This window comes from Paraburkholderia franconis (assembly GCF_009362735.1).
Classification (GTDB): Bacteria; Pseudomonadota; Gammaproteobacteria; order Burkholderiales; family Burkholderiaceae; genus Paraburkholderia; species Paraburkholderia franconis.
In genome coordinates this window covers 1-6,369 of record NZ_WHNP01000156.1, presented here as the reverse complement: position 1 = coordinate 6,369, position 6,369 = coordinate 1, and the positions used below count along the sequence as shown (strand labels likewise).

Annotated in this window: 7 protein-coding genes; 2 read left to right on the top strand and 5 right to left on the bottom strand. The window is 61.1% G+C overall.

Annotated elements, in window-relative coordinates:
• Positions 1-31: 31 nt before the first annotated feature.
• From GCT13_RS46475 to GCT13_RS46460, 4 genes are all read right to left on the bottom strand, one after another.
• Positions 32-478 carry a DoxX family protein gene (locus GCT13_RS46475; RefSeq protein WP_152768310.1) on the bottom strand — a complete coding sequence of 149 codons (447 nt, stop codon included), beginning with the start codon at positions 476-478 and terminating at the stop codon, positions 32-34.
• 1 nt (position 479) lies between these two features.
• Positions 480-2,372 carry an amidohydrolase gene (locus tag GCT13_RS46470; RefSeq protein WP_152768309.1) on the bottom strand — a complete coding sequence of 631 codons (1,893 nt, stop codon included), beginning with the start codon at positions 2,370-2,372 and terminating at the stop codon, positions 480-482.
• Positions 2,369-2,704 (bottom strand): XapX domain-containing protein, encoded by a 336-nt coding sequence (locus GCT13_RS46465; RefSeq protein ID WP_152768308.1) that lies wholly within the window; start codon positions 2,702-2,704, stop codon positions 2,369-2,371. Before GCT13_RS46465 ends, GCT13_RS46470 begins: the two co-directional genes overlap by 4 nt.
• An 83-nt stretch (positions 2,705-2,787) precedes the next feature.
• On the bottom strand, positions 2,788-3,441 hold the full coding sequence (locus GCT13_RS46460) for a hydrolase (protein WP_152768307.1): 654 nt from the start codon (positions 3,439-3,441) through the stop codon (positions 2,788-2,790).
• A gap of 178 nt (positions 3,442-3,619) precedes the next feature.
• Here GCT13_RS46460 and GCT13_RS46455 point away from each other — a divergent pair, with 178 nt between their 5' ends.
• Complete coding sequence (locus GCT13_RS46455) at positions 3,620-4,540, top strand: LysR family transcriptional regulator (protein WP_152768306.1); 921 nt, start codon at positions 3,620-3,622, stop codon at positions 4,538-4,540.
• Between the two features lie 269 nt (positions 4,541-4,809).
• Here the strand turns inward: GCT13_RS46455 and GCT13_RS46450 are convergent, their stop codons facing one another.
• On the bottom strand, positions 4,810-5,505 hold the full coding sequence (locus GCT13_RS46450) for a hydrolase (protein WP_152768305.1): 696 nt from the start codon (positions 5,503-5,505) through the stop codon (positions 4,810-4,812).
• A gap of 621 nt (positions 5,506-6,126) precedes the next feature.
• Here GCT13_RS46450 and GCT13_RS46445 point away from each other — a divergent pair.
• Positions 6,127-6,369: XapX domain-containing protein (locus GCT13_RS46445; protein WP_152768304.1), on the top strand; the 243-nt coding region annotated here is incomplete at its 3' end.

Below are 6,369 nucleotides of genomic sequence, written 5' to 3'. Positions count from 1 at the left end.
TACGCATGATGGTGAAGGTCCTTTAAGGTTTTTATTGAACACCGGCATSGCCGGAAGAATGCTGGACGCCGGCGAGGCATGTCGCCATGACAAGCGCGGCGATGAGTCCAAGGTGTTCGAAGAAGGCGTTCAGCGCAAAGAAGTGCGCATCGCCCGTCAGGTTCCAGAAGTCGTTCGCGACGAACATCGCCACGGCCGTCAATGCGCCCAGCGCGCCCGCGCCCAGCCACACGAAGCGATTGGCGATCACGCACACCGAGCCGCCAAGCTCGACGACGATCGTGAGCGCCGCCCACAACCATCCTGGGTGCAGCCCAAAATGTTCCTGTTCGAGCACAGCGCCATGAAAGTTCGCGAGCTTGGCAAGACCGCCGATCACATAGGCGGACACGAGCGCCGCGCGCATGAGCATCAGCAGCCAGGGCTGCGCGAGGATCGCGGCGATCCAGCGTGGATTCCCCTGTGCACGCGCGTTCATGTCAGACCGCCCAGCACGCGCAGCCGAGCGCGCCCCAGAACGAACGCAGGTCGGACGCCGGCGCGCTGTTCGACCAGGCGCGCGCGTGATCGTGGCCGTGCACCGCGCATCCGTTCGAGCAGCCGCACGATGCCGCCGCCATCTGCTGCAACGAAGCCTCGGTTTCTCCCTTCGAGTCCTTCCACGCGGCGAAGCCACCGAAGCGGCGCACGGGCGACCAGTCGGGCATCGCGGGCGGCGGCGCGTTGTCGTCGAGATCGGCGAACAGTCCCGCGCCAAACACGATGCGGCCACCGACAATCGTCAGATCCGACACGGTGCTCGCAATGTCGTCCTCGGGGCACGCGAAGAAGTCGCGGTCCGGGACGATCAGATCCGCGAACTGGCCCACCGCGATCTGGCCTTTCTTGCCTTCTTCATTCGAGAACCACGTGACCTTCTCGGTCCACATCCGCAGTGCGGTATCGCGGTCGAGGCGATTGCGCTGCGGATAGAGGCGCAATCCACCGACCGTCTTGCCCGTCACGAGCCACGCAAGCGACACCCAGGGGTTGTACGACGCGACACGCGTCGCATCGGTGCCCGCCGATGTGCGCACGCCTTTCTCGAGCATGCGCGCGACGGGCGGCGTCGCCTCGGCGGCCGCTGAACCATAACGTTCGACGAAATACTCGCCCTGGTAGGCCATTCTGTGTTGCACCGCTACGCCTCCGCCAAGCGCCGCGATACGGTCCATCGAACGCTCGGAGATCGTCTCGGCGTGATCGAAGAACCAGTGGATGCCGTCAAGCGGAATGTCCCGGTTGACCTTCTCGAAGACATCGAGCGCGCGGCTGATGGTCTCATCATAGGTTGCGTGCAGCCGCCAGGGCCAGCGGTTTTCCGCGAGCACGCGCACGACTTCTTCGAGTTCGTCTTCCATTTGCGGCGGCATGTCCGGCCGCGGCTCGCGGAAGTCTTCGAAGTCCGCTGCCGAGTACACGAGCATTTCGCCCGCGCCGTTATGCCGGAAGTAATCGTCGCCCTGCTTGTACTTCGATGTCTTCGTCCAGTTCAGGAAGTCCTGCTTCTCGGCCTTCGGCTTTTGCGTGAAGAGGTTGTATGCAAGACGTACGGTCATCTGTCCTTCGTCCGCGAGCTTCTGGATGACTTCGTAATCGTCGGGGTAGTTCTGGAAGCCACCGCCTGCATCGATGACACCCGTCACGCCGAGCCGGTTCAGCTCGCGCATGAAATGGCGCGTCGAATTGAGCTGATAGTCGAACGGCAGCCTCGGGCCTTTCGCAAGCGTCGCGTACAGGATCGACGCGTTTGGCTTCGCCAGCAGCAGACCCGTCGGGTTGCCGTCGCCGTCGCGCATGATCTGTCCGCCCGGCGGCTCCGGCGTGTCCTTCGTGTAGCCCACCACACGCAGCGCCGCGGCGTTCAGCAACGCGCAGTCATAGAGATGCAGGATGAAGACGGGCGTATCGGGCGCAACCGCATTCAGTTCTTCAATTGTCGGAAGCCGCTTCTCGACGAACTGCTGCTCGGTGAAGCCGCCGACCACGCGCACCCATTGCGGCGGCGGCGTCATGGCCACCTGGCGCCTGAGCATGTTCATCGCGTCGGCGAGCGAGCGCACGCCGTCCCAACGCAGTTCCATGTTGAAGTTCAGACCGCCGCGCACGACGTGTGTGTGATTGTCGATGAGCCCCGGCAGAACGGAACGGCCCTTCAGGTCGATCAGCTTCGTCGCGGCGGTCGCCATCGACATGACATCGGCATTGTCGCCGACGGCCACGAATTTGCCGTCCTTGATCGCGACTGCGCTCGCGCCCGGGTTCGCGCGGTTCAGCGTCGTGATGCGGCCGTTGTGCAGGATGAGGTCAGGGGCTGTTGCAGATACGGTCATGAGCGGTTTTCCTTGATATCGGCACGATCGGCGCTATCGGCACGATCGGCACCTTCTGCACCATCGATATTTGCGCGGGCAGCCTGCCCGACGGCATGACGGCTCGGCAGCATGCCGAACAGGTGCGCTGCACTGCGCGCTTCGTTCCATGCCGTCGACAGCGGCGAGCCCGAAAGAAGATGCTTGCCCACGGGAATGATCTGCTCGCCGCCCAGAATGCCGAGCAGGCCCACGAGCGCGACGAGCGGCGGCGCAGGCGAACGCACGTTCAACAGGCTATAGATAACGCCGACCAGAATGCCGGCGCCCAGTGACAACACATACACTTTCATCGATTCACCTTGCTTGCATCGTCGGATCATCTAAAAGAGCGGCCGGCGCGCGAACGCGCCAGCCTTGCCACTGTGGCGCGAGGTCAGTGACCTTCGCTGCCGCCGAACATGGTCTTCGCGTAGATCAGGCCGAGACCGTAGCCGCCGCCGTGCTGGATCGACGTCGCTACCGTCTGGTTGTACGTCTCGCTGCGCGCCCAGTCGCGCTGCAGTTCGAGCAGGTATTGCAGCGAGGTCATCGGACGCGCGCCTGCCTGCACCATCCGTTCCATCGCGCGCTCATGCGCTTCGTCGGTCACGTCGCCGCATGCATCGGCGATCACATACACTTCGAAACCCTGATCGAGCGCCGACAGCGCCGGGCCGACGATGCACACGCTCGTCCACAGACCCGCGAACACGATGCGCGGCTTGCCGATTGCGTTGACGCGATCGGCAATGCGCTGGTCTTCCCATGTGTTCATCGACGTGCGGTCGATGATGTCCGCTTCCGGGAATACCGACTTGATCTCATCGAAGATCGGGCCGGAGAAAGTCTTCGAGGCCACCGTGGTCAGAATGGTCGAGACCGAGAACTCCTTCGCGGCCTTGGCCACGAGCGCCGCGTTATTGCGCAGCATCACGGGATCGATCGACTTCGTCGCGAAGGCCATCTGCGACTGGTGATCAATCATGATCAGCGTGTGATCGGACGGCGAAAGCAGTAGTTTTCCGGGCTTGGCTTGAGCTTGAGGCATCGTGTTCTCCAGGTTGAATCAGCAAACGTGACGTTGCGTGATGAAGACCGTCCCGCGTTGCGAACGCCATCGACATTCATGAGCGCCTTCGCAACGTCGATTTCGGAGAAGCGATAGTATTTGACCTCCTCAACCTAATAAATAGAATGGAACGAATAGATTCCATTCCAATTTCTTCATGCAACCTCTACCCGATCTTGAAGCCTGGGCGATATTCGCCCGCGTTTCCGATCTCGGCTCGTTTGCCAAAGCGGCCGAATCGCTCGGCATGTCGCAGCCCACGGTATCGAAGGCCATTGCGCGGCTGGAACAACGGCTCGGCACGGCACTGCTGTATCGGACATCGCGCCGCCTGTCATTGACACCGACAGGCGTGATGGCTCTGGAACGCGCGGTCCGCATCCTGAACGAAGGCGAAGCAGTCGAAGCCGAAGCGTCCGCGCAAGCGCTCACGCCGCACGGCACGGTACGCGTCACCGCGCCGATGTCGTTCGGCCTCAAATATCTGACACCGCTGATCCCCGAATTTCTCAACCGCTACCCCGACGTCAACATCGACCTGTCGCTCACCGATGCGGTGATCGATGTCGTCGCCGAAGGCTTCGACGTCGCGCTGCGTATCGCCGAACTGCCCGACTCTTCGCTGCGCTCGCGCAAGCTGTGCGCGGTGCGCCGGCCGCTCGTCGCAAGCCCCGACTATCTGGCCCGACACGGCCGCCCGACGCACCCGCAGGAACTCGTCGATCACACGTGCCTGATCTATACGAACCTGCCGACGCCTGGCCAGTGGCGCTTCCGTCATGAGTCGAAAGGGGAATACGTCGTGCCCGTGAAGGGGCGAATCAGCAGCAACAACGCCGAAGCGATCAGCCCCGCACTGCTTGCGGGACAGGGTCTTGCACTGCAGCCGGAGTTCGTCGTCTGGGATGCGCTGTCGAGCGGCCAACTCGAAGAAGTCTTGCCCGACTGGCAGATCGCGAGAGTTCATCTCAACCTGATCACACCGCCGGGCATTCTGAGGCCCGCGCGAGTGACAGCGCTGCTGGACTATCTCGCCGAATGTCTCGCGAGTGCACCCTGGGCGTACTCGGAAGAATGACGTCTCATGAGTGCCGGAGCGGACAACGCAAGTTGTCGCTCCTCGCATTCGCTTACCCGTCGACACGATCCGCCGAGTCATCCGGCTCATCCTCCGTCGTCATCGAAATCGCTGCAATCAGACGCTGCCGTGGTGATCCGATGGTTGCGTCGCCCCGTCAGCTTCATTGACACGCAGCTTCATTGACACGCAGCCGCAAGCAGACAGAAAGCGGCAGACGAATGCGGCCTGCCACTTCCTCGTGCTTCATCGCTGCGTTATTCGTGCTCTTACTTCGCGACCGGCGCCGGCACGGGCGCGAGTACTTCGTGCTTGTCCTTCACGCGCTGAGCCGCCTTATGGACCATCGTGTACGCATAATCCACACCCATGCCGTATGCGCCCGAATGCTCCTTGACGATCGCCATCACGGCATCATAGGTGTCCTTGTGAGCCCAGTCGCGCTGCCATTCGAGCAAGACCTGCTGCCACGTCACGGGCACCGCGCCCGCCTGGATCATGCGCTGCATCGCGTAGTCGTGTCCGGCCTTCGACGTGCCACCCGATGCATCTTCAACCATGTAGATCTCGTAGCCGCCTTCACCCATCGCGCAGAGCGCAAACGTGTTGTTGCAGACCTCGGTCCACAGACCGGAAACGACGACTTTCTTGCGGCCGTTTTTCGCCAGTGCGTCACGCACTTTCTGGTCGTCCCATGAGTTCATCGACGTGCGCTCGAGCAGCGGATGATTCGGGAACACGTCCAGCAGTTCCGGGTAGGTGTAGCCAGAAAAGCTTTCCGATTCCACCGTCGTGATCGTGGTGGGGATGTTGAATACCTTTGCCGCTTTTGCCAGCGCGACTACATTGTTCTTCAGTACCTGGCGGTCAATCGATTGGACGCCGAATGCCATCTGCGGTTGCTGATCGATGAAAATGATCTGACAGTTGGAGGGCGTCAATACTTCAAGCTTTGGATTACTCATGGTGTGATCCATCCGCGTTTCGATAGAAGATAAGGACCGCCCTGCCCCCAGGATTCAGGCAAGGCAGGATCGCTGTCGTCAGCCCGCGTAGTCTTCCACACGGCCAACGAGATTCGAAGTGTATGACATGGATCGCAAGATATAAAAACTATTTCGCACAATCCTGAAGAAGATGACAGACGAAAGAAGTTAAGCAGCATGTTCTTCTGCTTTTTGTGCCCGACAGGTGGTTTAGAAAGACATCACTAAAGAAATTGAATCGATTCATTTCCAAAAAGTACATGCACGTCATGCCCTCTTTTCATCGCGCTTTAAACCCGATACTCTTTCGCGTGCCAGCAGTCATTGGCGTGGCGGAACGATGCATCTGCGCATCCAGCCGTCAGAGGAGCGTGGCATGTCGCCTGTACGATTCGGCGCCAACGAGTCCGACGTTTGCGAGAAGACTCGCCACCAGATGACGAGCGTGCGTTCCACGCTGCCGGTGTGTTGCGCGTGCAGTGCATTGCGCATCACCTTCATCCATCCGCCAACATGAGTGGCGACCCGTTGTCGCCGTTTCCTATCCCCCTGCGCTTGCGATGCACTCGCACGACGCGTGAACTACAGGAATACGAGCCAATGAAACTCTATCTTTTCTCCCTGCTTGCTGGCGTACTGGTTGGCGTGATCTACAGCCTCATCAACGTGCGTTCCCCCGCGCCGCCACTTGTCGCCCTTGTCGGCCTGCTCGGCATTCTCGGCGGCGAACAGATCATTCCCGTCGCGAAACAGATGCTGTCCGGCAGCGGCTTCCACACGGCGTGGACCGACTCGAAGTGCACGCAGCATATGTTCGGGTCGCTGCCCGGACGCCAGGCGAGC

What these genes read in the sequence shown, in the direction of transcription:
- GCT13_RS46460 (WP_152768307.1), bottom strand. Translation starts at nt 3,441, where the DNA reads ATGCCTCAAGCTCAAGCCAAGCCCGGAAAACTACTGCTTTCGCCGTCC.
- GCT13_RS46470 (WP_152768309.1), bottom strand. Translation starts at nt 2,372, where the DNA reads ATGACCGTATCTGCAACAGCCCCTGACCTCATCCTGCACAACGGCCGC.
- GCT13_RS46465 (WP_152768308.1), bottom strand. Translation starts at nt 2,704, where the DNA reads ATGAAAGTGTATGTGTTGTCACTGGGCGCCGGCATTCTGGTCGGCGTT.
- GCT13_RS46450 (WP_152768305.1), bottom strand. Translation starts at nt 5,505, where the DNA reads ATGAGTAATCCAAAGCTTGAAGTATTGACGCCCTCCAACTGTCAGATC.
- GCT13_RS46455 (WP_152768306.1), top strand. Translation starts at nt 3,620, where the DNA reads ATGCAACCTCTACCCGATCTTGAAGCCTGGGCGATATTCGCCCGCGTT.